Here is a 239-nt window from a genome sequence, read left to right as displayed (position 1 = left end):
CACGCTGGAACTGAACACCGGCGGTGACTTTACCAACAACATCAGCGGCAGCGGGCAAGTGGTGAAATCCGGCGACGACACGCTCACCCTCTCCGGCACCAATTCTTACACCGGTGGCACCACCATTAGCGGCGGCACGCTGGTTGCCACTAACGTTGAGGCGCTGGGCACCGGCGATGTTACCAACAACGCCACGCTGGAGCTGAACACCGGCGGTGACTTTACCAACAACATCAGCG

1 protein-coding gene is annotated in these 239 nt (G+C 60.3%); it reads left to right on the top strand.

What is annotated here, in order from left to right:
- Positions 1 to 239: autotransporter-associated beta strand repeat-containing protein (locus NA986_RS15090; protein WP_395237291.1), on the top strand; the 239-nt coding region annotated here is incomplete at both ends.

Origin of the sequence: Salmonella sp. NW177 (genome assembly GCF_051811585.1) — a bacterium.
Lineage (GTDB): Bacteria > Pseudomonadota > Gammaproteobacteria > Enterobacterales > Enterobacteriaceae > Salmonella > Salmonella enterica.
The sequence above is the reverse complement of the archived record's forward strand: the minus strand, read 5'-3'. Positions and strand labels throughout refer to the sequence as shown.